The sequence below is a fragment of the Xanthobacter oligotrophicus genome (assembly GCF_008364685.1).
Lineage (GTDB): Bacteria > Pseudomonadota > Alphaproteobacteria > Rhizobiales > Xanthobacteraceae > Xanthobacter > Xanthobacter oligotrophicus.
In genome coordinates, this window is the sequence record NZ_VTTL01000004.1 from 294,052 (window position 1) to 320,449 (window position 26,398).

At 67.6% G+C, this 26,398-nt stretch carries 22 protein-coding genes and 1 tRNA gene; 11 read left to right on the forward strand and 12 right to left on the reverse strand.

The window, feature by feature from the left end; translation table 11 throughout:
• Position 1: 1 nt before the first annotated feature.
• The gene (locus FZ033_RS08360) at positions 2 to 379 is read left to right on the forward strand and encodes a VOC family protein (RefSeq protein ID WP_149575690.1); all 378 of its coding nucleotides are present in this window, start codon (positions 2 to 4) and stop codon (positions 377 to 379) included.
• A 13-nt stretch (positions 380 to 392) separates the two neighbouring features.
• A complete protein-coding gene (locus tag FZ033_RS08365; RefSeq protein ID WP_149575691.1) occupies positions 393 to 920 on the forward strand; it encodes an ester cyclase in 528 nt (175 codons plus the stop codon).
• 75 nt (positions 921 to 995) lie between these two features.
• Here FZ033_RS08365 and FZ033_RS08370 read toward each other — a convergent pair whose 3' ends face one another.
• The 3 genes from FZ033_RS08370 to FZ033_RS08375 are packed head-to-tail and all read right to left on the reverse strand — an operon-like array spanning position 996 to position 2,548.
• Complete coding sequence (locus tag FZ033_RS08370; protein ID WP_188079380.1) at positions 996 to 1,514, reverse strand: periplasmic heavy metal sensor; 519 nt, start codon at positions 1,512 to 1,514, stop codon at positions 996 to 998.
• Positions 1,511 to 1,999, reverse strand: coding sequence for a hypothetical protein (locus FZ033_RS23995; protein ID WP_188079381.1), 489 nt, complete (start codon positions 1,997 to 1,999; stop codon positions 1,511 to 1,513). Before FZ033_RS23995 ends, FZ033_RS08370 begins: the two co-directional genes overlap by 4 nt.
• A gap of 3 nt (positions 2,000 to 2,002) precedes the next feature.
• Positions 2,003 to 2,548 (reverse strand): sigma-70 family RNA polymerase sigma factor, encoded by a 546-nt coding sequence (locus tag FZ033_RS08375; protein WP_149575693.1) that lies wholly within the window; start codon positions 2,546 to 2,548, stop codon positions 2,003 to 2,005.
• A 289-nt stretch (positions 2,549 to 2,837) separates the two neighbouring features.
• Here FZ033_RS08375 and FZ033_RS08380 point away from each other — a divergent pair, with 289 nt between their 5' ends.
• Both FZ033_RS08380 and FZ033_RS08385 read left to right on the forward strand, forming a co-directional pair.
• Entirely contained in the window at positions 2,838 to 4,040 is a 1,203-nt protein-coding gene (locus FZ033_RS08380; RefSeq protein WP_149575694.1) for an efflux RND transporter periplasmic adaptor subunit, read from the forward strand.
• The gene (locus FZ033_RS08385) at positions 4,037 to 7,171 is read left to right on the forward strand and encodes a multidrug efflux RND transporter permease subunit (protein ID WP_149575695.1); all 3,135 of its coding nucleotides are present in this window, start codon (positions 4,037 to 4,039) and stop codon (positions 7,169 to 7,171) included. Before FZ033_RS08380 ends, FZ033_RS08385 begins: the two co-directional genes overlap by 4 nt.
• Before the next feature lie 183 nt (positions 7,172 to 7,354).
• On the opposite strand, the gene FZ033_RS08390 is transcribed toward FZ033_RS08385, so the two are convergent.
• From FZ033_RS08390 to FZ033_RS08405, 4 genes are all read right to left on the reverse strand, one after another.
• Entirely contained in the window at positions 7,355 to 8,158 is an 804-nt protein-coding gene (locus tag FZ033_RS08390) for a transporter substrate-binding domain-containing protein (protein WP_149575696.1), read from the reverse strand.
• 35 nt (positions 8,159 to 8,193) lie between these two features.
• The gene (locus FZ033_RS08395; protein ID WP_149575809.1) at positions 8,194 to 8,934 is read right to left on the reverse strand and encodes an amino acid ABC transporter ATP-binding protein; all 741 of its coding nucleotides are present in this window, start codon (positions 8,932 to 8,934) and stop codon (positions 8,194 to 8,196) included.
• 69 nt (positions 8,935 to 9,003) lie between these two features.
• Positions 9,004 to 9,648 carry an amino acid ABC transporter permease gene (locus FZ033_RS08400; RefSeq protein WP_149575697.1) on the reverse strand — a complete coding sequence of 215 codons (645 nt, stop codon included), beginning with the start codon at positions 9,646 to 9,648 and terminating at the stop codon, positions 9,004 to 9,006.
• A gap of 7 nt (positions 9,649 to 9,655) precedes the next feature.
• Positions 9,656 to 10,339 (reverse strand): amino acid ABC transporter permease, encoded by a 684-nt coding sequence (locus FZ033_RS08405; protein WP_149575698.1) that lies wholly within the window; start codon positions 10,337 to 10,339, stop codon positions 9,656 to 9,658.
• A 218-nt stretch (positions 10,340 to 10,557) separates the two neighbouring features.
• On the opposite strand from FZ033_RS08405, the gene FZ033_RS08410 reads away from it, so the two are divergent.
• Complete coding sequence (locus FZ033_RS08410) at positions 10,558 to 12,102, forward strand: UxaA family hydrolase (protein WP_149575699.1); 1,545 nt, start codon at positions 10,558 to 10,560, stop codon at positions 12,100 to 12,102.
• Positions 12,078 to 13,094, forward strand: a complete 1,017-nt coding sequence (locus tag FZ033_RS08415; RefSeq protein WP_149575700.1) for a GntR family transcriptional regulator — start codon at positions 12,078 to 12,080, stop codon at positions 13,092 to 13,094. Before FZ033_RS08410 ends, FZ033_RS08415 begins: the two co-directional genes overlap by 25 nt.
• 80 nt (positions 13,095 to 13,174) lie before the next feature.
• Here the strand turns inward: FZ033_RS08415 and FZ033_RS08420 are convergent, their stop codons facing one another.
• A complete protein-coding gene (locus FZ033_RS08420; RefSeq protein ID WP_210247871.1) occupies positions 13,175 to 14,131 on the reverse strand; it encodes a LysR family transcriptional regulator in 957 nt (318 codons plus the stop codon).
• 146 nt (positions 14,132 to 14,277) lie between these two features.
• Between FZ033_RS08420 and mmsB the strand changes: the two genes are divergently transcribed.
• The 3 genes from mmsB (at position 14,278) to FZ033_RS08435 (ending at position 18,110) form a co-directional block, all read left to right on the forward strand.
• Positions 14,278 to 15,171 carry a 3-hydroxyisobutyrate dehydrogenase gene (mmsB, locus tag FZ033_RS08425; RefSeq protein WP_149575701.1) on the forward strand — a complete coding sequence of 298 codons (894 nt, stop codon included), beginning with the start codon at positions 14,278 to 14,280 and terminating at the stop codon, positions 15,169 to 15,171.
• Between the two features lie 97 nt (positions 15,172 to 15,268).
• Complete coding sequence (locus FZ033_RS08430) at positions 15,269 to 16,768, forward strand: CoA-acylating methylmalonate-semialdehyde dehydrogenase (protein ID WP_149575702.1); 1,500 nt, start codon at positions 15,269 to 15,271, stop codon at positions 16,766 to 16,768.
• A 118-nt stretch (positions 16,769 to 16,886) separates the two neighbouring features.
• The gene (locus FZ033_RS08435) at positions 16,887 to 18,110 is read left to right on the forward strand and encodes an ABC transporter substrate-binding protein (protein WP_149575703.1); all 1,224 of its coding nucleotides are present in this window, start codon (positions 16,887 to 16,889) and stop codon (positions 18,108 to 18,110) included.
• Positions 18,111 to 18,176: 66 nt separating this feature from the next.
• On the opposite strand, the gene FZ033_RS08440 is transcribed toward FZ033_RS08435, so the two are convergent.
• Together FZ033_RS08440 and FZ033_RS08445 are read right to left on the reverse strand one after the other, a co-directional pair.
• Positions 18,177 to 18,626, reverse strand: a complete 450-nt coding sequence (locus FZ033_RS08440) for a hypothetical protein (RefSeq protein WP_149575704.1) — start codon at positions 18,624 to 18,626, stop codon at positions 18,177 to 18,179.
• Positions 18,626 to 22,054 (reverse strand): CHAT domain-containing protein, encoded by a 3,429-nt coding sequence (locus FZ033_RS08445; protein ID WP_149575705.1) that lies wholly within the window; start codon positions 22,052 to 22,054, stop codon positions 18,626 to 18,628. The genes FZ033_RS08440 and FZ033_RS08445 overlap by 1 nt, the downstream gene beginning before the upstream one ends.
• Before the next feature lie 316 nt (positions 22,055 to 22,370).
• Between FZ033_RS08445 and FZ033_RS08450 the strand changes: the two genes are divergently transcribed.
• Positions 22,371 to 23,528, forward strand: coding sequence for an MmgE/PrpD family protein (locus tag FZ033_RS08450; protein WP_188079382.1), 1,158 nt, complete (start codon positions 22,371 to 22,373; stop codon positions 23,526 to 23,528).
• A gap of 345 nt (positions 23,529 to 23,873) precedes the next feature.
• Here the strand turns inward: FZ033_RS08450 and FZ033_RS08455 are convergent, their stop codons facing one another.
• Positions 23,874 to 25,079, reverse strand: coding sequence for a tyrosine-type recombinase/integrase (locus FZ033_RS08455; protein ID WP_149575707.1), 1,206 nt, complete (start codon positions 25,077 to 25,079; stop codon positions 23,874 to 23,876).
• Positions 25,080 to 25,254: 175 nt separating this feature from the next.
• Positions 25,255 to 25,330: transfer RNA gene (locus tag FZ033_RS08460), tRNA-Ile, on the reverse strand.
• A 224-nt stretch (positions 25,331 to 25,554) separates the two neighbouring features.
• Between FZ033_RS08460 and FZ033_RS08465 the strand changes: the two genes are divergently transcribed.
• On the forward strand, positions 25,555 to 26,310 hold the full coding sequence (locus FZ033_RS08465; protein ID WP_188079383.1) for an SIMPL domain-containing protein: 756 nt from the start codon (positions 25,555 to 25,557) through the stop codon (positions 26,308 to 26,310).
• Positions 26,311 to 26,398 lie beyond the last annotated feature (88 nt).

Here is a 26,398-nt window from a genome sequence, read left to right on the forward strand (position 1 = left end):
CATGCTGGACCATGTCACCCTGCGCACCCACGACCTCGAGGGCACGCGGGCCTTCCTGGAGGCCCTCCTGCCTTTGAGGCCCGGTCCCCGACCCGACTTCCCGTTTCCGGGCTACTGGCTCTACGCCGGAGACGAACCGGTGGTGCACCTCATCCCCGGTGGACCCGGCCCGGTGGATCGACGGGGCGAAGCCATCGACCATGTGGCGTTCCGCCTGACCGGCTACGAGGCGTTTCGCCAGAAGCTGGAAGGGCTGGGGGTTGCCTATTCGCGCATGGACCTGCCCGAGCTTGGCGAGCGGCGCCTCTTTGTCCGGACGCCGGCCGGCATCCTGCTGGAGCTGGTCTTTCGCGACGGTGCCGTCCCGGCCCACCCCTGAAGGAGACATCAAGATGCGTGAACTGCTTGCGGCTGCCGTCATTGCCGGGCTTCTCCCGGCCCCCGCATTCGCGAGGGAGGTGAAGGTTGACGAAGTCGTCGTGTCCACCGCCGTTCCGGCCTCCCAGCGCGACGCCACGGTGAAGGCCGCGATGGCCTTCTACGACTTTTGGAACACCGGCGACGAAGCCCTCCTGAAGGCGGCCATCGCCCCGAGTTTCACCGATCACACCCTGCCGCCCGGCCGTCCCCAGGGGCCGCAGGGACCCGCATTCGCGTCCGCCCAGTTCCGGACGGCGTTGCCGGATCTGGGGGTAAAGGTCCGCAAGATGATCGTCGCCGATGACTATGTGACGGTGCACATGGAGTTTACCGGGCATTTCACCGGCACGCTCGGCAAGGTGAAGGGCGAAGGCCAGCCCATCGACTTCATCGCCACCGACCTCATCAAGGTCACGGACGGGCGCATCACCGACAACTGGCACATCGAGGACAACCTGACGCTGCTCTCAAAGATGGGCGTGGCCCATATGGAGCCGTGAGGCCGGTTGAGGGGCGTGACCATGCCGTCTCAAGACACCTGCCCCTGACGAACCCTTTCGGTGCGCCATGCCATGTCATTCGCCGCCCTTGGATGCCGGCGGCCTAGTCTGTTCCGTGGTGCCACCCGTGCGGGTGGATCCGGGGGGCACCCAGGTCGCGAGCTGGTCGCGGCCCTCCTGGGACATGTCCTTGGCTGCATCGAGAATGGCCTTGTGGACGATGAGCCAGACCGCCCGCCGCGCGGCCCGCAGCTCGACGAACGCCTGATCGCCCGCGCTTTTGTCGAACGGCGTCGCCGAAATGGCGCTGCGGGCCTTGTCCTGCGCCAGGCGGGAGGCCTGCTCGGCGGCGGCGAGGCTGCCGGCGATTTCGCCGAAGCGGGCGCGCAGCACCGCGGCGTCCGCCGCCGGCAGGGTGGCGGCGAGGCGGTCGATGTGCACCGTCTGGCTTCGCACGGCCGGCGGCGGGCCGTGCATGCGGTGGAGCGCCACCGCTACCGCCGCGCCGGCGAAGAACAGGTTGAGCGCGAGGGAGGCCACCAGCAGCACGCGCTGCGACGGCATGGCCATGAGGGAGCGCCGTTCAAGGCTCACAGAACGTCCTCCCCCAGCGGGTCGGGCTCGAACACGATGGTACTTACGTCGCCGCCGGAAAACTGCGGCGCGTGAAGCTCGCCGGGCATCAGGCCGAAGCCGCTCGTGCCGGTGCCGATCACGAAGCCCAGCAGTGCCATGCCCGCCAACAGCGCGATGCTGGACCATGCCGGGGCGAGGTCCAGCGACACCAGCCAAGAGGGCAGCCAGGAGGGCAGCCAGCCCGCCGGGCCTCGCTGGTCCTGGGGCGGCAGCGGCGCGGCGAACAGGGCATCCATGACCCGCCGTCCGCTCGCCGTATCCTGCGGGGGGCTCCGGGTGGCAGCGACCAAGCGGGCGTGGAGGGCGTCGCTCTCAGCGAGGAGCGCGCGCGCCGCCGGGTCCCGCCGCGCCAGCCGTTCGGCCTCCTGCCGGATGCCGGCGGGCCAGAAGGCGCGATCCGCGCCGTGGCGGGCGATCAGCCGTTCGAGTTCCGCGCGCGTCATGCCTCACACTCCGTTCTGGTGCGGCCCGAGGCGGCCGCGCAGGCTGCGCCGCGCCCGGACCAGCAGGGTTTCCACCCCGGAAACCGAGGTGCCGAGGATGTCCGCCACGCGCGCATTCGAGTGACCCTCCCAATAGGTGAGCAGGATGGCTGCGCGCTGCCGCTCGGGCAAATCGGCGACCGCGGCCCAAAGCCCAAGGTCATCCTCCCGGCGCTCCATGCGCGCGAGGGCGTCCGGCGCCGGGTCGGCGGCCTCGTCGGTCCCGTCGAGGGGCAGGAAGCGGGTCCTGCGCCGGTGGTTGAGGCAGAGATTGACCACGATGCGGTAGAACCACGTGCCGAAGGCCGCCGTCGGGCGCCAGCGGGGCGCGGCGCGCCAGACCCGCAGCAGGGCCTCCTGGGCGATGTCCTCGGCGTCCTGCGCATCGCCCACGAAGCGCCGGGCGAAGCCGGCGGCGCGCGCCACATGGCGGTCACAGAGCGTCCGGAAGGCTGCCGCGTCGGCCGTGGCCACGCACGCCATGAGGTCCTCGTCGCTCGCCTCGCGCATGGGCGTATTCGAACCCGCCTCCCATCCCCGCAGCATGCCACCATGGTGCGCCCTCCCTCAATCGGCCGCCCCGTCCCATGCCGGTTGTCCGCCCGGCGTCTTCCGCAGCGGCGCCGGAGGCCGGCAGCGTTCTGCGGGTTTGGTCCTTTGAACCCGCACGGTGGGGAAACCCTGCGGTCCCCGTTGTCCGCCGATGCGATCACAGTCCCGTGAGCCTGGCCGCGGGGCCGCAGGGTTCCGGCCGCGCGCGGGTTGAAAGGCCCATCGACCACTGGAGCGCAAGAGCCTGATGCGGCCTGTCTTATGGATCGTGACGCCGGCAGTGATCCTCGCCGGTGCCTTCGCATGGCATCTCGGGCTGCTGACACCTGGCCCGGACGCCCCCAAGGCGAAGGCTGCCGCCCCGCCCATTCCGGTGGTGGCGGACACCGTCAGGCTTCAGGACGTGCCCATCTACGCCCTCGGCATCGGCACGGTGCAGGCCTCCAACACCATCGTGGTGAAGGTGCGCGTCGATGGCGAACTGCAGAAGGTCGCCTTCACCGAGGGGCAGGACGTGAAGGCGGGCGACCTGCTCGCCCAGATCGACCCGCGCCCGTTCACGGCGGCACTCAACCAGGCCAAGGCGGCCAAGGCCAAGGACGAGGCCCTGCTCGCCAACGCCAAGATGGATTTCGAGCGCTACAAGACCCTCGTTCCCAAGCAGGCCGCATCCCAGCAGCAGCTCGATACCCAGTCGGCGCTCGTGGCCCAGTACCAGGCGGCGGTGGAGGGCGACCAGGCCGCCATCGACAACGCGCAGGTGCAGCTCGACTACGCCACCATCCGCGCTCCCATTTCCGGGCGCACCGGCGTGCGCCTCGTGGACCAGGGCAACATCGTCCACGCCTCCGATACCGGCGGGCTGGTGGTGATCACCCAGGTGAAGCCCGTCGCCGTGCTGTTCGCCCTGCCGCAGGATCGTCTTGAGGACGTGCGCGAGGCCATGGCGCGCGGGCCGGTCGAGGTGATCGCCCTGAAGCGGGACGGCACCACGCAGATGGGCCAAGGCCAGATCCAGCTGATCGACAACCAGATCAGCTCCGATACCGGCACCCTGCGCCTCAAGGCGCTGTTCTCCAACGACGACCTCAAGCTCTGGCCCGGCGCCTTCGTCAACGTGAAGGTGCTGGTGGACACCCGCCACGCGGTGGCGACGGTTCCCGCGCAGGCGATCCAGCGCAGCCCGGACGGGTTCTACGTCTATCGCGTGAAGGCGGACGACACCGTGGAGCAGCGCCCGGTGAAGGTGGGCGGCACCCGAGACGGCGTCTCCTTCCTCGAAGCGGGCCTCGCCGCCGGCGACCGGGTGGTGGTGGACGGCCAGTACAAGCTGACGCCCGGCGCCCGGGTCTCGGTCCGTCAGGCGCCGGCGGGAACCCCCGGCACCGGAACCGGCGGCGCACCCGGCGGCGGCACGCTCACCAGCGCCAATGCGGAGAGCCCGGCATGAACATCTCCGCCCCCTTTATCCATCGCCCCATCGCCACCACGCTGCTGATGGCGGCCCTCGTCCTCGTCGGCGCGGTGGCCTACCTGATGTTGCCGGTGGCGCCGCTGCCGCAGGTGGACTTTCCCACTATCCAGGTGTCGGCGAGCCTGCCGGGCGCGAGCCCCGAGACCATGGCGTCGTCCGTCTCCACGCCGCTGGAGCGGCAGTTCAGCCAGATTTCAGGCGTCACCCAGATGACCTCCACGAGTGCGCTCGGCGTCTCGTCCATCACCGTCCAGTTCGACCTCAGCCGCAACATCGACGCGGCGGCGCAGGACGTACAGTCGGCCATCAACGCGGCCGCGGGCCAGCTGCCCAAGAACCTGCCCAGCCCACCCACATTCCGCAAGGTCAATCCGGCGGATGCGCCGATCCTGATCCTGTCGGTGCAGTCGGACCTCTACCCCCTGACCAAGCTCGACGATGCCGCCGACACCATCCTGGCGCAGCAGATCAGCCAGATCGCCGGCATCGCGCAGGTGGCCATCACCGGCGAGCAGAAGCCGGCGGTGCGCGTGCAGGTAGATCCGTCCAAGATCGCGGCCCTCGGCATGAGCCTTGAGGACGTGCGCGCCGTGCTCGCCGCCGCCACCGTGGACCAGCCCAAGGGCAGTTTCGACGGCGCGGCCCAGAGCTTCACCATCTATGCCGACGACCAACTCCTCGCCGCCATGCCCTGGAACGAGGTGGTGGTGGCCTATCGCAACGGCGCGCCGGTGCGCATCCGCGACATCGGCCGGGCCGTGGACGGCCCCGAGAATGCGCGCCTCGCCTCGTGGCAGAACGGCAAGCGCGGCATCCAGCTCATCGTGTTCAAGCAGCCGGGCGCCAACGTGATCGAGACCGTGGACCGGGTGCGCGCCATGATCCCGCGCCTTGAGGCGGCGCTGCCGCCGGGCATCAAGGTGGAGATCATCGCCGACCGCACCCAGACCATCCGGGCCTCGGTGGAGGATGTGCAGTTCACCATGCTGCTCACCATCGCGCTGGTGGTGGGGGTGATCTTCGTGTTCCTGCGCAACCTGTGGGCGACGGTGATCCCCTCCGTCACGGTGCCCATGGCGCTGATCGGCACGTTCGCGGTCATGTATGTGCTGGGCTACAGCATCGACAACCTGTCCCTCATGGGCCTGACCATTGCGGTGGGGTTCGTGGTGGATGACGCCATCGTCATGCTGGAGAACGTCTACCGCCATATCGAGGAGGGCCTGCCGCCCCTTCAGGCGGCGCTGAAGGGGTCGGGGGAGATCGGCTTCACCATCATCTCCATCAGCCTGTCGCTGGTGGCGGTGTTCATCCCGGTGCTGATGATGGGCGGAATCGTCGGGCGGCTGCTGCGGGAGTTCGCGGTGACGGTGACCATCACCATCCTGGTGTCGGTGGTGGTCTCGCTCACCCTCACGCCCATGATGTGCGCGCTGTTCCTGAAGAACGACCACGGGGTGAAGCACGGCCGCGCCTACATGGCGGCGGAGGCCTTCTTCGACGGCATGCTCAAGGTTTACGACACCGGCCTGAAATGGGTGCTGAAGCACCAGTTCGCGACCCTGATGAGCCTGTTCGTCACCATGGCCGCCACCGGCTATCTCTATGTGGTGATCCCCAAGGGTTTCTTCCCGCAGCAGGACACCGGCTTCATCCAGGGCTTCTCCGAGGCGGCGCAGGACATCTCCTTCGCCGCCATGACGCAGAAGCAGATGGCGCTGATGGCGGTGGTGGCGCGCGATCCGGCGGTGGAGGCTGTGTCCGGCGCGGCGGGTGCCACCGGCGGCTCGCAGACCGTGAATACCGGTCGTGTCTGGATCACTCTGAAGCCGCGCAATGAGCGGGACGCAAGCGCCGACCAAGTCATCACCCGGCTGCGGCCTGAGCTTGCCAAGGTGGAGGGCATCGCCCTGTTCCTCCAGGCATCGCAGGACATCAACGTGGGCGGCCGTCCCTCGCGTACCCAGTATCAATACACGCTGCAGGACGCCAACCTCGATGAGCTGAACGCCTGGGGTCCGCGCATGCTCGCCAAGCTCCGCGCCCTGCCGCAGCTGCAGGACGTGGCCACCGACCAGCAGACCAATGCGCCCACGGTCTCCCTGACCATCGACCGGGACACCGCCGCGCGCTTCGGCATCCTGCCCCAGGTGATCGACGACACGCTCTATGACGCCTTCGGCCAGCGGCAGGTGGCGCAGTATTTCACGCAGCTGTCCCAGTACCACGTGATCCTGGAGGTGGACCCCGCGCTCCAGACCGACCCGAGCGCGCTGGAAAAGCTCTATGTGCGCTCCCCGCGCACGGGCGAGGAGATCCCGCTCTCGGCCTTCGTGAAGGTGGATACGGCGAAGTCCGCCTATCTCTCCATCTCTCACCAGGGCCAGTTCCCGGCGGTGACGCTGAGCTTCAACCTCAGCTCCGGCACTGCGCTGGGGCAGGCGGTGGACGCCATCAAGCAGGCCGAGCGCGACATGGGCATGCCGGCAACGCTGATCGGCACCTTTCAGGGCACGGCGCAGGCGTTCCAGGAGTCCCTGCGCAGCCAGCCCTACCTGATCCTCGCCGCCATCATCGCCGTCTACATCATCCTGGGGGTGCTCTACGAGAGCTACATCCACCCGCTCACCATCCTGTCGAGCCTGCCGTCGGCGGGGGTCGGGGCGCTCTTGATCCTCTATCTCTTCGGCTACGACCTGAGCGTGATCGCGCTCATCGGCATTCTTCTTCTCATCGGCATCGTCAAGAAGAACGCCATCATGATGATCGACTTCGCGCTGGCCCGGGAGCGGGAGGAGGGGATGGCGCCGGAGGAGTCCATCTACCAGGCCTGTCTCATCCGCTTCCGGCCGATCATGATGACCACCATGGCGGCGCTGCTCGGCGGCCTGCCGCTGATGCTGGGCACCGGCACCGGATCGGAGCTGCGCCGCCCGCTCGGCTTCGCCATCGTCGGCGGCCTGCTGGTGAGCCAGGTACTGACGCTCTACACCACGCCGGTAGTCTATCTGTACATGAACCGCCTGCAGCGCTTCTTCGCGGATCGCCGCCGCCCGGCGCCGCCATCCCCTGCGGTGGCGCCGCCGCTGGATGTGGCCGCCGAGTGAGCGGCGGGCGCCGGTGCGGGGCAGGCCCCGGCGTGGCATCTGGAGGAATGGGCCCGGGGGGAGGGCACGAACGTTCAGGCGAGGTTATCAGGGCAGCACCCGAGGCCCGTGCCCTCTCCCCGGACCCGCCCCCCTCCGGCCGGACGGCGGAGGAGGGCGGAAAAGCATGCCGGCAGAGGCCGGTCACTCGGCCGCGATATGCTCCGGCAGGGAAAGGCCGAAATACTTCTTGTAGATGTCGTTGAGCTTGCCGTTGGCGAGGTTCGCCTTCACCCACTCGTCCACATAGGCCTTCAGCTCGGGATCGGTCTTGCGCAGGCCGACGGCCATGGGATAGGCGGCCATCTCCAGCTTCACCTCGAGGGTCTTGCCCGGGTTCTGCTCGGCGACGGTGTTGGCGGTGGAGAGGGCGGCGGCGATGAGGTCCTGCTGGCCGGTGGCAAGCGCGGTGACGGCGGTGGCCTCGTCCTCGTAGCGCACGATGGTGGCCGCCACCTTGGCATCCTTGATGGTGCGGGAGAGCTCGATGTCGGCGGTGGTGCCGCGGGCGACCGCGATGGACTTGCCCGCAAGGTCCGCCGGGCTCTTGATGGCCATGGCCTTGGGCGCGGAGACCACCACCGGGATCACGCCGTAGGGGATGGAATAATCCACCACCTTCTTGCGCTCCGCCGTGATGGAGAAGGAGGCGATGACCACGTCCACCTTGTTGGCGAGCAGCGAGGGCACCCGGTTGGCGCCGGACACCGGAACCACCTCCAGGGCGACGCCCAGGTCCTTGGCGAGCAACTGCGCGGTCTCCACGTCCGAGCCGGTCTCCTTGGCCTTGCCGTCCAGCATGCGGTAGGGCGGGTGGGACACGTCGATGGCGACGATCAGCTTGCCGCGCTGCTTGATGCCGGCGGGCGTCTCGGCGGCGGCGGGCGCAAGGGCTGCGGCGAGGCCGAATGCCAGCGCCACGGCGCCGATGATGGGGGTCCTGAGCATCCTGGGGTTCCTCCGGTCAGTGTTTTTGATGGTGATTACAGGCCGCTGCCGACGAACTGGCGCAATTCGTCGGTGACGGGATTTGAGAGCATGGCGCCGGGCCCGGTTTCCCAGACGCGGCCCTGGTGCATGAACACCACTGTGTTGGCCACCGAACGGGCGAACGCCATTTCGTGGGTCACCAGCATCATGGTCATGCCCTCGCGGGCGAGGCGCTCGATCACCTTGAGCACTTCGCCGGTGAGTTCCGGATCGAGGGCGGAGGTGACCTCGTCGAACAGGATCAGCTTCGGCCGCATGGCCAGCGAACGGGCGATGGCGACGCGCTGCTGCTGGCCGCCTGAGAGCTGCTCGGGATAGGCCTGCGCCTTCTCGGAGAGGCCGACCTCCTCCAGCACCTCGGCGGCGATGTCGCGGGCCTCGGCCTTGCCGATGCGCCGCACCTTGCGCGGGGCCAGGGTGATGTTCTCCTCCACCGTGAGATGGGGGAAGAGATTGTAGCTCTGGAAGACGATGCCCACGTCCTTGCGCAGTTCCAGCAGGTCCACCTTGCCGGCGTGGAGCTTGCGCCCGCACACTTCCAGCTCGCCGCCGTTGATCATTTCCAGGCCGTTCACGCAGCGCAGCGCCGTGCTCTTGCCGGAGCCGGAGCGGCCGATGAGCGCCACCACCTGCCCTGGCGCCACATCGAGGGTGATGCCCTTGAGCACCTGGAGCGCGCCGAAGCTCTTCTCCACATTCTTGAAGCGCACCAGGGGGGCGGCGGGAGAGGTCATGCGAAGGCCCTCGTGCAAGGTGGCGGCGGAAAGGTCGGCTGCGGGGGAGGGCAAGGCCATGGCGCGTCCTCAGCTCCGGTGCAGCCGGCGGTCGAACCGGCTCGCCAGCAGCGACATGGGAAAGCAGATGGCGAAATAGATCAGCGCCGCGATGGTGAAGACGGTGAACGGCTTGTAGGTGGCGTTGTTGATCACCTTCGCGGAGTAGGTGAGATCGAAGAAATTGATCACCACCGAATAGGAGGTGTTCTTCACGATCTGCACCAGGAAGCCCACCGTGGGCGGCACCGCGATGCGCAGCGCCTGCGGCAGGATGACGAAGATGAAGCGCTGGGTCTTGGTCAGCGCCAGGCACTCGCCGGCCTCCCACTGGGTGCGCGGCACGGCGAGGATGCAGCCCTTCCAGATCTCGCCGAGATAGGCGCCGGAATACAGCGTCATGGCGACGCCGGCGGCCACCAGCGCCGGCACGTCGAAGCCGGCGATGGAGATGCCGAAATAGACCACGAACATGATGACCGGCAGCGGAATGCCCTGCACCAGCTGCACCAGCAGGCCGGACAGGAAGCGCAGGAGCCGGCTCTTGGAGGCGCGGGCGAGCGCCACCGGCAGGCCCAGCAGCGTGCCGCCGACGAAGCCCAGCAGCGACAGCACGATGGTCCAGCCGGCGCCGCGGAAGAGGTAGGCGATCTGCTCGATGGTCAGGCCCAGCATGGCATCCTCACAGCGGCGTGCCGAGACGGCGAAGGCGGGGGAAGGACACGTGCGCCACGCCCATCAGGCTGAGGCGCAGCAGCGAGGCCATGGCGAGGTAGATGACAGCGATGACGAGGTAGACCTCGAAGCCGCGGAAGGTGAAGGATTGGATCATGTAGGCGACGCCGGTGAGTTCTTCCGCCGAGATCTGCGACATGATGGCGGTGGCGAGCATCATCAGAACAAACTGGCTGACGAGGGCGGGATAGACCCGCTCCACCGCCTGCGGCAGCTGCACCGACCACAAGGCCTGTGTGGGCGTGAGGGCGAGGCAATGCGCCGCCTCGATCTGGCCCTTGGGGATGGAGCGGAAGCCGGCCCGCATGATCTCGGCCGTATAGGCCCCCACATTCACCACCAGCGCGATCACGGCGGCGGGAAACGGCCCGATCTTCGCGCCCAGCACGGCGAGGCCGAAGAACAGCCAGAACACCTGGATGATGAGCGGGGTATTGCGGATCGCCTCCACATAGAAGGTAACTGCGCGCTGCACGGGGGGCGGCCCGTAGAGGCGCCCCACGGCGCACAGGGTGCCGAGCACGAAGCCGGGCAGCACGGAGGCCACGGTCATGCCCAGCGTCAGCCAGACGCCATTGAGGAGGTCCGGCCAATACTCATTCAGAAATGAAAAATCGAATTCATAGCCCACGGCATCAGATCCGCTTCGCCGACGACAATATATCTGCGCTCATGACCAGCATGAATGCTTTGATGCGCGACATGGATGCGCACGAACGAATTTTGGGATCACGGATGTCTGGCCATTGGCGTCCCCATAACCCTGATATTTGTTATATTTTTCGTTTGACTAGACCATGTCTAACATGATTGATTGATGCACGCAATGATCATTTTTAGGGAAACGCCATGCTGACGACGTCCGCCGCATCACCCCTCATCCACCTTCATGCGTCGGACAATGTCGGGGTGGCGCGCGCGCGCATTCCGGCGGGAACCGCCGTCGTCCTCGATGGGGTGGGCGTGATTGCGCTGGCCGAGATTCCCAGCGGCCACAAGATGGCGGTCGAGCCCATCCCGGCGGGATCGCGGGTGTTGAAATATGGCCAGACCATCGGCGTCGCCACCGCCGATATCGCGCCCGGCGCCCATGTCCACCTGCACAACCTCGCCATGCAGGAAAGCGATGTCGCCCACCATTTCGCCGAGGACGGCCGCGCCACCGAGCTTCTGCCGCAGGCTGAGCGGCGCACCTTCGAGGGCTATGTGCGGCCCGATGGCCAGGTGGGCACGCGCAACTACATCGGCATCGTCACCTCGGTGAACTGCTCGGCAACGGTGGCCCGCGCGGTCGCCGATCATTTCAATCGCGGCGACGCTCTGGAGGGCTTTCCCAACGTGGACGGCGTGGTGGCCCTCACCCACGGCACCGGCTGCGCCATCAACACCAAGACCGAGGGCTACGCCTATCTCACCCGCGTGCTCGGCGGCTATGCCAAGAACCCCAACTTCGCCGGCATCCTGATGATCGGCCTTGGCTGCGAGACCAACCAGATCGAGCCCATCGTCTCCCGCGAGGGGCTGGTGGAGGGCCAGCTGCTGCGCACCATGACCATCCAGGGCCTCGGCGGCACCCGCAAGACCATCGAGACCGCCAGCGCCATCATCCGCGAGATGCTGCCCATCGCCGATGCCGCCCAGCGCACCACGGTGCCCCTCACCGGCCTGAAGGTGGCGCTGCAATGCGGCGGCTCGGACGGCTATTCGGGCATCTCCGCCAATCCGGCGCTCGGCCATGCGGCCGACCTGGTGGTGAAGCACGGCGGCACGGCGGTGCTCAGCGAGACGCCGGAGATCTACGGCGCCGAGCACCTGCTCACCCGCCGCGCGGTGAGTCCTGAGGTGGCGCAGAAGCTGATGGACCGCATCGACTGGTGGCGCAGCTACACCGAGCGCAACGGCGCGGAACTGAATAACAATCCCTCCCACGGCAACAAGGCCGGCGGGCTCACCACCATTCTTGAGAAGTCGCTGGGCGCGGTGGCCAAGGGCGGCTCCATGCCGCTGGAGGCGGTCTATGAATATGCCGAGATCATCGATCGCACGGGCTTTGTGTTCATGGACACGCCCGGCTACGATCCGGTGGCGGTGACCGGCCAGGTGGCGGGGGGCTGCAACGTCGTCGTCTTCACCACCGGCCGCGGCTCGGTCTCCGGCTTCAAGCCGGCGCCCTGCATCAAGGTCGCCACCAACACCCAGATGTATTTGCACATGCACGAGGACATGGACATCAACTGCGGCGGCATCGTCACCGGCGAGGACACCATCGCCGCCGCGGGCGAGCGCATCTTCGAGAAGATTCTCGCCGTGGCCTCGGGCGCCCACACGGCGAGCGAGGATTTCGGCTTCGGCGACAGCGAGTTCGTGCCATGGCAGATCGGCGCCGTCACCTGAGCGCGGCGCGGGCCACAGCGCCCGTGGTCGATCGCACGCCGGCCTATGCGGTCATCGCCGGGCGGCTGCGCCGCTCCATCGCCGAGGGAGCGTTGCCGGAAGGCATGGTGCTGCTGGAAGGCCCGCTCGCGGCCCTGTTCGGCTCCAGCCGCTCGCCGGTGAAGCAGGCGCTGGCGGAGCTGGAAGAGGAGGGCGTGGTCTCCCGCTTTGAGGGGCGCGGCCTCATGGTCGGCCGGGCCGCCACCCCGCGCCGCCTGCCGGTGACGGCGGACATGCTGAAAAGCGGCGACGAGACGGTGGAGGCCCGCAAGGGCTTCGCCTGGCAGGCGCTCTATTACGATTTCGAGCGCGAGATCATCCTGTCCTCGGTGTTCGGCCGGTTCCGCGTCAACGAACTGGCCATCGCGCGGCATTTCGACGTGGGGCGCACCGTGGCGCGCGACCTGCTCATCCATGCCCGCGAGGTGGGCATCGTCTCCAAGGGCGAGAAGTCCCACTGGTGGACCGTGCCGCTGGACGAGGCACGCTTTCACGACCTCTACGAATTGCGCATCCTGCTGGAGCCGGTGGCCCTCGACAGCGCCATCGGGCAGATCCCGACGGCGCAGCTCGATGCCATCGAGCGCCGGCTGCGGGACGCCATGGACAGCTATCCCAAGGTGGAGAGCGCCGACCTCGATGTGCTGGAAAACGATCTGCACATCGACTGCATCGGCCATGGGCGCAATCCGGAGATCATGGAGGCGCTGAAGCGCACCCGCTGCATCCTCGTCTCCGGCAAGCACATCCAGATGGAACTGAAGCCCCACGGGCTGGTGGACCCGTTCATGGGCGAGCACCTCGACATCATAAAGGCGGTGCGCAAGGGCCAGCACGCGGCGGCGCGGCGGGCGCTAATTGCCCATCTTCAGGCCTCCAGCGACAAGGCCGCCCAGCGCCTCGCCGCCTTCCGCGCCACCCATGAGCACGCGCCGCTGCCGTACATCGTCTAGGGTATGATCCAATCAAATCGAGTGCGTTTGCACGGTGAATTGCCGTCCAACTCCAGTAAGCTGAAGATCTCAACAGCCTGTCAGAACAGCAGGCGCTGCGACTGATTTTGCGCCGTGTTCCGCAGGAAATGCCAGGTTGCCTGCACCCGCGCGCTGTGCTTGAGCTCGATGGGCATCAGCATCCAATAGGTCCGCTGGAAGCTCACGGTCTCGCCCAGAACGGCGCGAAAGCCGTCCTTGCCGTTGACCAGATAGCTCGGCAGGATCGCGATCCCCGCGCCCGCTGCGACGGCGGACATCTGCGAGAAGATGCTGGTGCTGCGAAAGCTGCTGCACGCGGACTGGACGATATCCCAGATTGCGGGCAGGCCCTTGGCCGGCCCGGCCTCCTCGATGTATCCCACGAATTGATGGGGCCTCAGGTCGGCGAGAGAGGCGATGTTTGGAAACCTGTCCAGGTATTGCGGTGATGAATACAGTTTAAGAGTGTAGTCGAACAGCTTCGTGATCAGGTAAGGCCCGCGCTCGGGCCTGTCGATGGTGATCACGATGTCCGCCTCGTTGCGGGCGAGCTGGATGGGACGGGGCTGCACGATGAGATCGACGAACAGGCCGGGGTGCGCCTGCCGGAGTTCGGCGATGTAAGGGGGCAGCACCCCGACCCCGAACCCTTCGGTGCACCCCACGCGCACCACGCCCGCCACCTTGTCCGCCGGATCGGCGAGGTCCTCGTCGATGCCTCGAAAGACGTCCTCGATGGATTGGGCTTCCACCAGCAGGGTCTGGCCCTTGCGCGTCAGCTCATGGCCGGAGGCGGTGCGGTTGAACAGCGGGGCTCCCACCGCAAGCTCCAGCCGCTGGATCCGCCGGGACACGGTGGTGTGCTTCACGTCCAGCCGGCGTGCGGCTTCCGTCAGCGTGCGCGTGCGCGCGAGCTCCAGAAAATACCTGAGGTCGTCCCATTCCATAATCGGTGCGCCCGCTTCGGCCTGTGCATTTTTGAACACTACCCTTGCGTCGGCGGGAGGTTCAAGCACGCGGGGCGCGTGCTACCCAATCGATCCAGAGGGTGCCGTCCGCAGAGCGCGAAGGCAGGTGATGCCGCAAGACGCTTAACCGGTTGCCATGTGCAATCAGCCATGTGCGACGGGCAAGATCGGACGCGCCCCGGGGAGGAACCGTAATGCGGAAGATTGCCTTCATCGGCCTGGGAAACATGGGTTTCCCCATGGCCGCCAACCTGCTGCGCGCAGGCTATGACGTATCTGCCTACGACATCTCGACCGCCACCGTGGAACGCCTTGCCGCGTCCGGCGCCCGTGGCGCGGCAAGCCCGCGTGACGCGGCCGACGGCGCCGAGGCGATCATCACCATGGTGCCGAACGGCAAGGTGGTTTCAGACCTCTATCTGGGGGCGGACGGGCTCATCGCCGCCCTTCAGTGGCGTCCGCTGCTCATCGATTGCTCCACCATCGCACCGGAAACGGCGCGTTCGGTGGCGGCGGCCGCGGCTTCCGCCGGCTTCGCCATGATCGATGCGCCGGTGTCCGGTGGGGTGCAGCGCGCCGCCGACGGCACGTTGAGCTTCATGGTCGGCGGCAGCGCGCAAGCACTGGCGACCGCACGCGAACTGCTGGAGCGCATGGGCAGCTTCATCGTTCACGCCGGCGGCAACGGCAGCGGCCAGGCGGCGAAGATCTGCAACAACATGCTGGCGGCCGTGACCATGGCCGGCACCGCCGAGGTGCTGGAACTTGGGGTGCGCAACGGGCTCGATCCCGCCGTTCTCTCGGCCATCATGCAGAAGAGCTCGGGCGGCAACTTCTTCCTCGATCGCTGGAACCCGTGGCCGAACGTGATGCCGGATGCCCCGGCCAGCAAGGGCTACGCCGCCGGCTTCCAGCTGTCCCTGATGCTCAAGGACCTCGGCCTCGCGCTGGAAAATGCGCGCGCCCACGGCGCCGCCGTGCCGCTCGGCGCGCTGGCGCAGAGCCTCTACGCCATCCGCTCCAAGGAAGACGGCGCCGGCGCATCCGACTTCTCCTGCATCCAGACCCTCTATTCGCACGGCGCGTGAGCGCTCTCCAAACTCAAGAAAGAGAACGCGCTGTCCGATCAGCTTGCGACGCAAGCTGATCGGCGCGTGCTCCAGCCACATTCAAGGAACGCACATCATGTACGGCAAGGATCATTACATCGACGGCACCTTCAGCGCCGGTTCCGGAAGCCGGACCGGGGCGGTGTTCAATCCCTCCACGGGCGAAGAGATCTATCGCTGCAATTATGCGAACAAGGCGACCGTGGACCAGACGGTGAAGGCGGCTGCGGCCGCCGGGCGCAAGTGGGCCCGCCAGTCCCAGGCCCGCCGGGTGCAGGTGATCTTCAAGATGCGCGAGCTGGTGCTCGCCAATACGGATGCCATCGCCCGGACCATCGGCCTCGAGCACGGCAAGACCATCGACGATGCCAAGGGCGAGATCGGCCGCGCCGTGGAGGCGCTGGAGTTCGCCACCAATGCCGCGCAGGTGACCAAGGGCGAATATTCCTGCAACGTCGGCGGCGGCATCGACACCTATTCCATCCGCCAGCCGGTGGGCGTGGTGGGCTGTATCGCGCCGTTCAACTTTCCGGCCATGGTCCCCCTGATGATGGGATCCATGGCGGTGGCGGTGGGCAACGCCGTGGTGCTGAAGCCGTCCGAGCGCGTGCCCGGCGCCTCGGCCCTCATCAGCGAGCTGTGGCAGCAGGCCGGCCTGCCCGACGGCGTGTGGAACGTGGTCAACGGCGATGCGGAGGTGGTGGATGCCATGCTTGAGCATCCCGGCATCGCCGCCATCAGCTTCGTCGGCTCCACCCGCGTGGGCGAGTACATCTACCAGAAGGGCTGTGCGCACAATAAGCGGGTGGCGGCCTATACCGGCGGCAAGAACCACATGGTGGTGATGCCCGACGCCGACCTTGAGGCGGCGGCGGCGGCCTTCGTCAGTGCCGCCTATGGTTCCGCCAGCCAGCGCTGCATGGCCATCTCGCTCCTCGTCGCGGTAGGCGAGGAGACCGCCAGCAAGCTGCGCGACCTGGTGGTGCCCATGGTGCGCAAGCTGCGCGTCGGCGCCTATGACGACACGACGGCGGACTTCGGCCCGGTGGTGACCGCTGCCGCCAAGAAGACGGTGGAGGACGCGATCCAGCGGGCGGTGGCCGAGGGCGCGGAACTGGTGGTCGACGGCTCGGCGGCTGGCGCGGACAAGCCGGGCTTCTATGTCGGCGCCTCCCTGGTCGACCATGTGACCGTGGACATGCAGATGTGGAAGGAAGAGATCTTCGGGCCGGTGCGCGGCCTGATGCGGGTGAAGAGCCTGGACGAGGCGATCGAGGTGGTGAATGCGCATGAATACGGCAACGGCGCGGTCATCTTCACCCGCAGCGGTCAGGCCGGGCAGCGGTTCTGCGCGGATGTGGAGGCCGGCATGCTGGGCGTGAACGTGCCGGTGCCGGTGCCGGTCGGGTATCACAATTTCGGCGGCCTTCGCCGGTCGAAGTTCGGCGACGCCCACATGTTCGGCCCGGATGCCGCGCGCTTCTACACCAAGATGAAGACCATCTCCCAGCGGTGGCCCGAGCCTGATGCGCAGGAAGAGCGCGCGCTCTCCTTCGCCTTCCCCAGCAACGATTGACGCCTCCCCCGCCCGTCCCGGCAGCCGGCGGCGCGGGACGGGCGGGCACGACAGTCCGGTCCAAAGAAAGCCGGCGAGACAAACGCCATAAAAACAAAACAATATTGGGAGAAATGCCATGAAACTGGCGACTTCAATGATCGCCCTGCTCGCGTCCGTTTCGCTGTGCCAGGCGGCAGATATTACGGGCGGCGTCGTGAAAATCGGTGTTCTGAACGATCAGTCGGGGGTGTATTCAGACTTCGGCGGCAAGACATCGGTGGATGCCGCGCGCATGGCGGTCGAGGACTTCAAGGGCGGGTCAAAGGGCATCAAGGTCGAGATCGTATCCGCAGACCACCAGAGCAAGGCCGACGTGGCATCTGCCACAGCCAAGCGCTGGTTCGATGTGGATGGCGTGGATGCCATCGCCGACCTCACCAATTCGGCGGTGGCCATCGCCGTCAACACGGTGGCGAAGGAGCGGGGCAAGATCACGCTCATGACCGGGCCGCTCAGCACGGCGCTGACCAACGAGAACTGCTCTCCCACCGGTTTCCACTGGGGCTGGGACACCTATTCGCAGGGTGTGGGCACCGCCGGCGCGCTGACGGCGCAGGGGCAGTCGCGCTGGTTCATCCTGGCGGCGGACTATGCCTTCGGCCGTGCCATGGCGACGGACATCTCCCGCGTCGTCACCGAGCGGGGCGGGCAGATCGTGGGCAAGGTCAGCCATCCGCTTGATACCGCGGACTTCTCGTCGTTCCTGCTCCAGGCCCAGACCTCCGGTGCGCAGGTGATCGCGCTGGCGAACGGCGGCACCGATACCATCAACGCCATCAAGCAGGCGGGTGAGTTCGGCATCACCCAGGGCGGGCAGAAGCTGGCCGGCCTCGCCGTGGTCATCAGCGACGTGCATGCGCTGGGGTTGAAGACCGCACAGGGGCTGGTGGTGACCACGCCGTTCTATTGGGACACCAACGCGGAAACCCGCGCCTTCTCCAAGCGCTTCTTCGAACGCAACGGCCGGATGCCCGGCGCGGTGCAGGCGGCGACCTACTCCGCCGTGCTGCATTACCTCAAGGCCATCGACGCCGCCGGCACCGACGACGGCCCCACCGTCGCCGCCAAAATGCGCGAGATGCCGGTGAACGACGCCTTCGCCCCGAACGGCCGGATCCGCGAGGACGGGCGCATGGTCACCGACATGTATCTCGTGGAGGTCAAGAAGCCGGGCGAATCCACCGGCGACTGGGACTATTTCAAGGTGCTGAGCCCCATCGCCCGGGAGACCACCGCGGCCCCCATCGAGCAGACACGGTGCCCGTATCTCGTGAACCGGGACAAGGCCGTGACGCGATAGCTCGGCGCCGCCCCCGCGGCTTTGGAAGACGGATGGCCGGGACGCGCCCGGCCATCCTTCAGGCGCTCAGCCCAGTTGTTCTTTCCAATATTCGCAGACGACCTGGCCCGCCGCCGGCAGCAGGAGGCGACCGAACAGGACGCCGACGATAGTGGCGATGGCAGGGCCGACATTGAACGCGCTGATCAGGACGCCCGCCACCGCCGCCGCGAGGGCTTCCGGCGAGTTGATCTTGAGAGAATCGAGAATGGTCTTGCGCGCATCCGGGTCGCCCTCGCCCCCGCCGCAGACGAGGTCGTAGATGACCTTCTGCCAGCGCTTCAGCACCCGCCGGCCGATCTCCATAAGCCCGTCGAGCGGCCCCATGGTCGCCATGTCGAGGGGGATGGAGGTTGCCGGGGCAGCGAACTTCGCCGCATCCGAGGCATAGGCCTTGGAATAGGCCCCGAGCTGTTCCAGGAGCTTTTCGTCGTCGGCCTGCTGAAGTTCGCCAATCACGGTTTGAATGTCGCTCATCATGGTCCTCCCACCCCGATATTGCGCGGCGGGATCAGCCGCGCATCGCCCGCTCCGTAGACCGCATAGCAGAGCCCCAGCGGATTGCGGCTTGCCTGAAGCAGAATGAGCCGCGCCTGCCGTACCGCCTCGCCGATGGTCTCCCCCTGGAAGATCCGGCCCATGACCTCGCAGCCGAAGCGATCCGCGAAGACTGCGGGAATGGTCGCCTCGCTGCCGATGATGGCGCGCGCGCCCCGCGAGAGGAAGAAGCTGACGAATGAATTCTCGACCCCATTCCAGATTTGCGCCGACTGGCAGGTATTCAGGAACAGCACCGGCGCGTCGTTCAGCCTGGCGCCGTCTGGCGGCAGGGCCAGAAGCAGGTCGGTGAGCCGCACGGTCGCCAGGCTGAGGATGAGGGCGCTCGCCTCATCGCCCTGGCCCACCACGTCCTTCAGGGCCTGCAGCGCCGCGACGCGTGGCTCAAGCTCGGCCGGGGGAAGACCGGCCGCGTTCTGTTTCAGCTCCTCCTGCACGTCCGCAAGCTTGGCGAGGGTGCGGTCGCGCAGGGCCATGGCCGAGGGCGTGGCCGGCGCCGCCGCGTGCCCATGGGCGTAAAGATAGATCAGCTGGCCGCCGCCCTTCAGCGCCTCCACGAAATCCGCCGCGCCCTTGAGGACGGGCTCGACCAGGATCGCCTCGTCCCCATGGGCGGTGATGATCTGCGCGAGGCGGGCGCGGTGCTGGGCTTCGTTCGCGAACGGCCAGTTGCCGTAGCGCACCTTGATCGGCCGCCGGTCCCGCTCGGCCGGGGCGCGCCGGTCCACCCCGTCGCCGCAGCGCTTGACCTCGAGGACGAAGCGCAGGCCCCACAGATTGTCCTCCGGCTTCACCCGCGCCACCGCGACGCCCGGAGCGGGGGGAGGGCGGTTGTCCACCGTGAGGATCTGCCAGGGGAGGGCAAGGTTCTCCGCCCCCTTCCCCAGCACGATCTGCACCAAGGGAGCCTGCGGCAGCGCCTCCAGCATGATCTGGCCGAGGCTGAAGAAATCGCCGCCCTCGCCATAGTCGAACAAGGTGGTCAGCACGTCTTGCCCGAGGCGGGTGAGGTCGGTGAGGGTCCGGGTGCAGGCGGCAGGCGTCAGCTCCGCCTTGGCGAAAGCCTCGCCGAACACCGTATCCAGCAGGATGTTGCGGAAGCGCGTCATGAAGGTGTCGAGCTGTTCGGCCCGCAGCCGCTTCACGGCATAGGTCTGGGGGATGCCGCCGGCGTTGCCGAGGGTCACCGCGAACCGATAGGTGGCGTCGGTATCGGCCACGCGACTGATGGCGATGTTGAGCGTGCGCGCGGCCCGGTCCGGCTCCAGGGCCTCCACGCTTGTGCCCTGCGCCCGGCAGAACACCACCCTGACGGCGGGCTCGTCGGGTGGCGAAAGGGGCTGGCCGGGCTGCACCTCCAGCCGGAGGTCCAGTTCCAGGTGGTCGATGAGGTTGAGGCGGTGATAAAGGCGGATGCCGATGCGCCCGCGCCCGCCGCCCCGTTGCCGGAACGCCTTCACCTGCGGGGTGAGCCGGAACACCGCGGCCGTTTCCGAATCCCCCATCGCCGGCAGGCGGAAGGATGCGAAGCGCCTGTCGATCTCGAAGGCGCCGCCTTCCTCGTCGTCGAATTCGGCGGTGCTTTCGTCGCTGACGATCGCCCACACGGTTTCGGTCTGCGTCTGCCCCGGAATGCGCACGTCGGGCTGCTCCGGGCGGTCCTTCGTGAGGCCGAGCCGCAGGGCGCGCACCGCAATGCTCAGGGTGTAGGCGCGGCCATGGACGAGGGGCTCCAGCCGCCCCAGCTCGCGCTCCGCATCGAACAACTGGATGTCGGTGAAACGCGGCGCCGGCTCGGGGAGGGGCGCCGCTGCGCCCGCGTCTTCGGTGGATTCCGGCAGGGGCAGCTCCAGATCGAGTGGGTCGATATTCACGATTGCATCGAAAGAGACATCCCGGTCGGCGATGGAGGTGCCGGCGGGAGCCTCCTCTGGCCGCTGCTCCGGGCCGGCCCCCCCTTCAGCCGCGATGAACTCGTCGAGCCGCTCTGCGGTGCCCAGCTCCTTGTACATGGGGCCGGCGTCCCCGAAGAGGTTGGGGAGGACGGCGATGGCCTCGGAAAGCACCGCAAGGGCGACATCTTCGTTGTCCGTCCATGCATGCCGATCCGGTCGGGTCAGGACGATGCGGTTCAGCCAGGAGAGGTCTTCCGGCTTGACCTCGGTGGCGCCGATGCGGTGGAAGCGGATGCCGAGCCCGTGATCGCGCGCGAGGATCCGATCCAGCAGAATTCTGGCTTCGACGCGCTCGGACAGGGTGGGACCGTGAAGCGCGCACCAGACGAGGACCGGCAGCGCCACATCGGCCGACATGCGCGCGGCCGCCCGCTGGGCGCGGGCCCGTGCCGGCCCATTCCCCGAGAGGGCGGCATGGACGACTGCGAAGGCAGTGGGCCGGTCGGTGAAGCCCTCCAGCGTCTCGCAGGCGAGAAAGGCTCGAAGGCGCTCGCTTGTCGCGCCTTTGGGAATATAGCCGCGAGGCTCGGCTGCGATGGCCGCCATGACCTCAGGCCCCGGCAGGATGATCGAATGCTCGGCCAGCATGGCCAGCAGCGGCTCCGAGGCCTGCCTCCCGAAGGCGGGAAGCATGCGCTGGGCGGTGAGCCGCGTGCGCTCGTCCTGGTGGGTGATTGCAAAAGCGAGGAGGCGCTCGACCGCGCCGTCCATGTCACCCGTGTCGAGGCGGGAAAGCGTGTCGGCGAAAGCCGCGTCGAGGCTTGCCCGGGCCGCCGTATCGCTGCCGAAACTGGAGAAATCGCGGCAGGCATTCTCGAAGGCCCATCGGGCCGCCCGTGCCTTCCGCTGGCCGGCGTCCGGTTCTTCCTCGTCGTGGTCCGGCTCTTCCTGTGGCGGCCCGGTGCGCACGCGGTGCGCAACAAAGAAGGGTTGCAGCAGGCGAAACCGGCCCGGCCGCCCGATGCGGTCGACCATCTGGTTCATCGAACGCGCCCAATGCTCGCCGTCGCCGGCCGTGGCCGCTTCCACCACCTCGGGCGTCGTTTGAAGGATGCGCGCGGCCAGCGGCAGGCCGTCGCCGCCGGCCCATTCCATGGCGATGGCGAGAATGGAGGCCTCGGCGACAGGCAGCGGTTCGGGCAGGTGCGCCTGGCGCGCGGACAACAGCTCCGCCGCCCCCTTCGGCTCCAGCCACGGTGCCGCCCGCGCCGCGCCGATCCGGATCAGCTCTTCAGGATCGGCGAGGGCGGCTTCCAGCGCCCGCAGGGCTGCATCCGGCGCGATGGGGCGGGCGTCGAGAAGACTGCTGGCCTGGCCATGGGTTGATGCAGCCCGGGCTGGACGGAGACGAGACAAGAGCCGAGCTAAGGCCTCGCGCACGAAGGCCACCATGTCGCCCTCCCCAGCATGGGCGCAACTTTCGGCTCTTTTCCTGAATCGTCAAGGGCCGACACGCCGTCTGGCAAGGGAACCGGGGCGTCGCCGTTGGCGATGGCTGTCGCCCTCGGCCCGGCAGCTCGGCGCAGAAGATGAGGTGACCCGTAGTGACTGAACCGGCATCGGCGATGGTCCGTTGCGCCCGGCAAGGCCTCCAACCCTTAAATCCGATATAAGTCGCAAGCATATGCGGCGAAGCCCCGCCTCATGTATCGCTCGCAGGGGGGCCTACGGCCTGTCCTTCCGCGAGGAAACAGCATGGACGCGATGCATGGACGCGATACGACACTTCTCAGGTCACGTGCTGGCGGTCCGCCTCGCGGACATTCCCGCGCCGGTGATCGAGGCCGCCAAGACGTTCCTGCTCGACAGCGTCGGCGTCGGCATAGCCGGCAGCGCCGGGCAGTGGGCGCAGGAGCTTGCCGGCTGTGCCGCAGGCTGGGGCTCGGGGGAGGAGGCCCGTGTCTTCGGCCGGCGCGGCCGGTTTCCGGCGGCGGTGGCCGCGCTGATGAACGCGTACCAGATCCATAATTCCGAGTTCGACTGCCTTCATGAGCAGGCGGTGGTCCATGCCATGACGGGGGTGCTGCCGGCGGCGCTTGCCGTCGCCGACCGGCTGGGTGGCATCTGCGGCGCGCGGTTGCTGGAGGCGGTCGTCGCCGGCGTCGATGTCGCCTGCGCCATCGGCCTTGGCGGCACCCGGCCCATGAAGTTCTTCCGTCCGGGGGTGGCGGGCGGGTTCGGCGCGACGGCGGCGGCGGGAAAACTGCTCGGCTTCGATGCCGACACGCTGGAGAACGCCTTCGGCACCACCTTCGCCCAGCTGTGCGGCTCCATGCAGGCGCATGAAGAGGGCACCATGCTGCTCGCCCTTCAGATCGGCTTCAATGCCCGCAACGCCATCCAGGCCTGCGATCTCGCATCAGCGGGGCTGAAGGCGCCGCGCGAGGTGCTGGAGGGCCGCTTCGGCTATTATGCGCTGTTCGAGGATGGGGTAGACCTTGGCCCCGTGGTTGAGGCGTTCGGCAAGGCTTGGCGTATGGCCGAGGTTGCCCAGAAGCCCTTTCCCAGCGGCCGCGCTACCCACGGCGCGCTGGAGGCGATCGCCGGGCTCAGGGCGCGGCATGCGTTTTCCGCCGACACGGTGGATGCCGTCCGCATCCGGATGACGCCGGTCGCGCGCAGTCTCGTGGGCCGTCCGCTGAGGGACGACATGGCGTCGAATTATGCCCGCCTCTGCATGGCCTATTGCGCGGCGCGGATGCTGCGCGGCGGGTCCCTCGCCATGGCGGACTTCACGCCTGAGGCGCTGCGGGATCTGGAGACCCACCGCCTGGCGGGGCTGGTTTCGCTGGAGGTCTTCGACACCACCTCAACCGACGCCTTCGCGCCCGCCGCCGTCGAGATCACCCTGAAGAACGGCATGTGAATGCCCGGGATATTTTCCGTCCGAGAACGTCTCTGGCCTTGCGGACAGACTCGAAGTCGGCCTCCGTGGCCATAAAGTCTTCTGGCGTGTCTCCATAAGCCCCCTGTGTGTCATGCTTCCGATAATATCGGCACGGGATCTCACCGCCGGCTTGCTTGACCTCATCGAACAGCCAACCAATTGCACTAAAATCCCAACCAGTCGGGCTTGCCCTCTCTGTCATCAGCCCCGCCCTCGTTCTGTCGCGTGTTCAGTCTTTGTTCACGGCAGTCTGCCGAGGTTCGCCGGTGTCCGCAATGGTTCGCAGGGGTTCGTCTGCCCCGTGGATCTGGAGAGCAGAGCGATCTACGCTCCTGTATTGGAACCGCCTCGCCTCAGGCCATCCAGGAAATCCGCCCAGTCGCACATCATCTGCCGCCGGCCGGCGAGGTATTGTGCGCTGTTGTAGGCGCCGCGCACTTCGTCGCGTTCATCATGCGCGAGCTGCCGTTCGATCCAGTCCGGATGGTAGCCGGCCTCGTTGAGCCAGGTGGACGCTACCCCTCGGAAGCCGTGGACCGTCGCGCGGCCGTGGTAGCCCATGCGGTACATGGCGAAGAGCATCGTGTTGTTCGACATGAAGCCCTCCTTGCTGGGGGAGGGGAAAAGCTGGGGACTGCGGCCAGCGAGGGGGCGAAGCTCCTGCAGCACGGCGACTGACTGCGGCGAAAGTGGCACGAGGTGCTCGAACCTCATTTTCATGCGTTCGGGCGGGATGCGCCACAGCGGCTCGGGCCCATCGAGCCCCTCGAACTCTGACCAGCGCGCGGCGCGCAGCTCGGTGGTGCGCACGAAAGTGAGGACCATCAGCTTCAGGGCGAGCTTTGTCATGGGCTCGCCGTCGTAGGCGTCCAGGACCTTGAGGAAGTCCGGCAGATCCTCACGGGGCAGGGCGCGGTGGTGCTTCTGCCTACCCGGCGATTTCAGGGCGCCGCGCAGGTCCTGCGTGGGGTCCCGTTTGGCCCGGCCGCTGGCGATGGCAAACCGGAAGATCTGCCCGATGACCTGCATCTCGCGCTTCGCCAATTCGATGGCGCCACGGGTCTCCACCTTGCGAATAACCTCCAGCACCTCAGGCGGCTCGATATCGGCGATAGGCCGGGAGCCGAGCGCGGGGAACACATCGGCTTCCAGGCGGCTCATCAGGCGGTCGGAATAGGACGGAACCCAGCCGGGGAGCTTGAGTGCGAACCACTCCCGCCCGATGGCTTCGAAGGTGCGGCTGGAGTTCAGGGCGGAGGCGCGCTTGTCGGCCTTCTTTGCCTGCCCAGGATCCACGCCCTTTGCCAGCAGCGCCTTTGCCGCTTCCCGCCGCTTGCGGGCATCGGCGAGGGACACATCAGGGTAGACGCCGAAGGCCAGGAGCTTCTGCTTCTTGTCGAAGCGATAGGCCATGCGCCACAGGCGCCCGCCGTCCGGATTGACCTGCAGGAACAGGCCGCCGCCGTCGGAGAGCTTGAACGCCTTGTCCCGGCCCTTGGCGTTGCGGACGGCGATGTCGGATAGGGGCATGTGTTGGTATCTGGCCAATCCCGTGTTTTCGATACCAACACAAATACCAACAAATTTCCCGGATGCCAACGAACTTAAGCGGACGCAGGCGACGGCTTGATGACTATAACTATTTAATATCGTATGATCTTCCAGAACACCGGCGAACCGGAACGAGCCTCGGCGGAGGGGAATTTGGTGGGCCCGGCAGGACTCGAACCTGCAACCAGACCGTTATGAGCGGTCAGCTCTAACCATTGAGCTACAGGCCCCCGGCTGGGCGCGGCACGGGGCCGCCGCCGGTTGCGCTTCTCGTCTAGCAATCCCGTCGTCGGCGAACAACAGGAGACCGCGTGTGGCGCCCATGGGCGGGCGGAAAACGCGTGGATGGTGCACGCGGGCAGAGCAGCCTGCCCCATTGGCGCCGCCTTCGCAGCGTCGTCTCCCGCCGAAGGCTCAGGCGGGCCCGAGCCAGAAACAGCCCGAGGGAAACACCATGCGTCTTGCTTCGTCCGGTCCGGCGTCCGTCATCCGCGCCCCGCGCCGCGCTGCCGCGGGCGCCGTGGTGGCGGCCATGACGGCCCTCCTGCTCGCGGGCGGGCCCGCCGCCGCGGCGGCGACGCTCACCGTGGTGGGCGAGGCCCGGGCCTCTGCGCCGCCCGACATGGCCGTGCTCACCACCGGTACCCTGACCACCGCCAAGACCGCCGACGACGCCCTCGCCGCCAATTCCAAGGCGGTGACCGATGTGATCGCCGCGCTCAAGACCGCCGGCGTCGAGCCGCGCGACATCGCCACCGCGAACTTCTCCATCCAGCCGCAATATTCCCTGCCTCAGCAGGGCTCGCGCGAGGCGCCCAAGCTGATCGGCTTCGAGGTGCGTAATTCCGTGCGCATCACCGTGCGCGACCTCGCCAAGCTTGGCCCGCTGCTCGACAAGGTGGTGCAGTCGGGCGCCAACCAGGCGTCGGGCCTGTCCTTCGCCCTCGCCGAGCCGGGGCAGCTCGACCGCGAGGCACGGACCGCCGCGGTGAAGGATGCCATGGAGCAGGCCAAGGCGCTGGCCGCCGCCGCCGGCGTCCGGCTCACCCGCATCACCTCGATCCAGCCCGAGACCCAGGGCGGCTTTCCCATGCCGGCGGCGCCCATGATGATGAAGGCCGATGCCGGCCGCATGTCGGTGCCGGTGGAGGCGGGCGAGATCGAGGTGCGCGCCCGTACCGTCATGGTCTACGAAATCGAGCCCATGTAGCGTCGGGCCCATGTAGCGTCGGGCCCATGTAGCGTCGGGCCCATGTAGCGTCGGGCCCATGTAGCGTCGGGCCCATGTAGCGTCGGGC

Bases quoted from the DNA above. Each gene is read 5' to 3' on its own strand.
- FZ033_RS08360 (WP_149575690.1), top strand. From the start codon at position 2: ATGCTGGACCATGTCACCCTGCGCACCCACGACCTCGAGGGCACGCGG.
- FZ033_RS08365 (WP_149575691.1), top strand. From the start codon at position 393: ATGCGTGAACTGCTTGCGGCTGCCGTCATTGCCGGGCTTCTCCCGGCC.
- FZ033_RS23995 (WP_188079381.1), bottom strand. From the start codon at position 1,999: ATGACGCGCGCGGAACTCGAACGGCTGATCGCCCGCCACGGCGCGGAT.
- FZ033_RS08375 (WP_149575693.1), bottom strand. From the start codon at position 2,548: ATGCGCGAGGCGAGCGACGAGGACCTCATGGCGTGCGTGGCCACGGCC.
- FZ033_RS08380 (WP_149575694.1), top strand. From the start codon at position 2,838: ATGCGGCCTGTCTTATGGATCGTGACGCCGGCAGTGATCCTCGCCGGT.
- FZ033_RS08385 (WP_149575695.1), top strand. From the start codon at position 4,037: ATGAACATCTCCGCCCCCTTTATCCATCGCCCCATCGCCACCACGCTG.
- FZ033_RS08390 (WP_149575696.1), bottom strand. From the start codon at position 8,158: ATGCTCAGGACCCCCATCATCGGCGCCGTGGCGCTGGCATTCGGCCTC.
- FZ033_RS08395 (WP_149575809.1), bottom strand. From the start codon at position 8,934: ATGACCTCTCCCGCCGCCCCCCTGGTGCGCTTCAAGAATGTGGAGAAG.
- FZ033_RS08400 (WP_149575697.1), bottom strand. From the start codon at position 9,648: ATGCTGGGCCTGACCATCGAGCAGATCGCCTACCTCTTCCGCGGCGCC.
- FZ033_RS08410 (WP_149575699.1), top strand. From the start codon at position 10,558: ATGCTGACGACGTCCGCCGCATCACCCCTCATCCACCTTCATGCGTCG.
- FZ033_RS08415 (WP_149575700.1), top strand. From the start codon at position 12,078: ATGGCAGATCGGCGCCGTCACCTGAGCGCGGCGCGGGCCACAGCGCCC.
- mmsB (WP_149575701.1), top strand. From the start codon at position 14,278: ATGCGGAAGATTGCCTTCATCGGCCTGGGAAACATGGGTTTCCCCATG.
- FZ033_RS08430 (WP_149575702.1), top strand. From the start codon at position 15,269: ATGTACGGCAAGGATCATTACATCGACGGCACCTTCAGCGCCGGTTCC.
- FZ033_RS08435 (WP_149575703.1), top strand. From the start codon at position 16,887: ATGAAACTGGCGACTTCAATGATCGCCCTGCTCGCGTCCGTTTCGCTG.
- FZ033_RS08440 (WP_149575704.1), bottom strand. From the start codon at position 18,626: ATGAGCGACATTCAAACCGTGATTGGCGAACTTCAGCAGGCCGACGAC.
- FZ033_RS08445 (WP_149575705.1), bottom strand. From the start codon at position 22,054: ATGGTGGCCTTCGTGCGCGAGGCCTTAGCTCGGCTCTTGTCTCGTCTC.
- FZ033_RS08450 (WP_188079382.1), top strand. From the start codon at position 22,371: ATGGACGCGATACGACACTTCTCAGGTCACGTGCTGGCGGTCCGCCTC.
- FZ033_RS08455 (WP_149575707.1), bottom strand. From the start codon at position 25,079: ATGCCCCTATCCGACATCGCCGTCCGCAACGCCAAGGGCCGGGACAAG.
- FZ033_RS08465 (WP_188079383.1), top strand. From the start codon at position 25,555: ATGCGTCTTGCTTCGTCCGGTCCGGCGTCCGTCATCCGCGCCCCGCGC.